This window comes from Burkholderia sp. GW821-FHT14F03 (genome assembly GCF_058803765.1).
In genome coordinates this window covers 1-1,399 of the sequence record NZ_JBXAPG010000121.1, presented here as the reverse complement: position 1 = coordinate 1,399, position 1,399 = coordinate 1, and the positions used below count along the sequence as shown (strand labels likewise).

The window sequence follows — 1,399 nt, the reverse complement described above, 5'->3', positions numbered from 1 at the left end:
GCCGCGTCGATCTGGTCGTAGGCCTTCGCCTCGCCGCCGAATTTCTTCGTCAGCACGGTCGTGATCGCTGCCGTCAGTGTCGTCTTGCCGTGGTCAACGTGACCAATCGTACCAACGTTCACGTGCGGCTTGGTCCGCTCAAATTTTTCCTTGGCCATTTTCAACTCCTAACAGGAATTTCACATGTTGCGCCGCGCGCAAACAGACACTGACAACTTAAAAGCTTGGTGCCCATGGGCAGGATCGAACTGCCGACCTCTCCCTTACCAAGGGAGTGCTCTACCACTGAGCCACATGGGCGCTTCTATGCTTCAAAACTCATGAACTGGAGCGGGTGAAGGGAATCGAACCCTCGTCGTAAGCTTGGAAGGCTTCTGCTCTACCATTGAGCTACACCCGCACGGGCCACTTAACGATTCCCTACCGCTCTTGCGTATGTCTTGGTGGAGGAGGTTGGATTCGAACCAACGTAGGCGTAAGCCAACAGATTTACAGTCTGCCCCCTTTAGCCACTCGGGCACCCCTCCGTAGAGAACTGACGATTATGGGGGTGCATCGAACCCATGTCAAGCACCTCATCAAGATTTTTGCATCATCTTCGAGTGCCCACTGTCGCTGTGCTCCCTGCCCGGCAATTTCAGCGCCTTGCGCCGGCTTGCCTGCATGGAGTACGGTAACCTGTTCAGCTGCCGCCCATATCCGTCTGCCTCCGCTACCCAGGCTCGCACCTGAAAAACGGAAGACCGCCATCATACGGTCTGCGGCGCGTTGCGCCAATAGCGAAATGCCAGTTTTCGCCAAAGAAATCCCGAAATTGTGCAAATTGACGCGAATGGCCCCGCACCAGGCGGCCTGGAGCACTTCAATCCCTGTCCGACGGGTTGATCAACGAGGTCAGCACGTGGTCGGCCCACGCACCGTCGATCTTCAGATAGCGCTTTGCCAACCCCTCACGCTCGAAGCCCAGGTGCGCGAGCAGCATTGCACTGCGCGTATTCTCGGGGCGATGGTTGGCCATGATCCGGTGCAGCTGCAGAACCTCGAATGCATGGGCGATAGCGAGCCTCAAGGCGGCCGCCATCAGCCCGCGCCCTTCCTCGCGCGCATCGATCGAGAAGCCGAGGTGGCAGGCCTGGAACGGACCGCGGACAATATTCGTAAAGTTGCACTCGCCGACGATGCCCGAGGCACCGGGGCGATCCAGCACGAGGTGAAGGGCGGTATGTGCGGCATGGCTTCGAAGCACGGCGTCAAGCCGCGCATGCATAGCGTCGAGCGTATGGAACGACGCTGCCCTGCTTGGCTCCCAGCGCTTGAGGTGAGTCCGGTTTTCGACGGAGTAGCGCAGGAGGTCGGGCGCATCGCCTGCGCGAATCAGGCGCAGCCTGATGTCGTCGCG

2 protein-coding genes and 3 tRNA genes are annotated in these 1,399 nt (G+C 59.2%); all 5 read right to left on the bottom strand.

What is annotated here, in order from left to right:
• The coding region (locus AC1RQF_RS33295; protein ID WP_241265343.1) for a GTP-binding protein at positions 1–158 on the bottom strand (158 nt) is incomplete at its 3' end.
• A gap of 67 nt (positions 159–225) precedes the next feature.
• A tRNA-Thr gene (locus AC1RQF_RS33290) sits at positions 226–300 on the bottom strand.
• Between the two features lie 26 nt (positions 301–326).
• Positions 327–400: transfer RNA gene (locus AC1RQF_RS33285), tRNA-Gly, on the bottom strand.
• Between the two features lie 41 nt (positions 401–441).
• A tRNA-Tyr gene (locus AC1RQF_RS33280) sits at positions 442–527 on the bottom strand.
• A 335-nt stretch (positions 528–862) separates the two neighbouring features.
• Positions 863–1,399: GNAT family N-acetyltransferase (locus AC1RQF_RS33275; RefSeq protein WP_492874382.1), on the bottom strand; the 537-nt coding region annotated here is incomplete at its 5' end.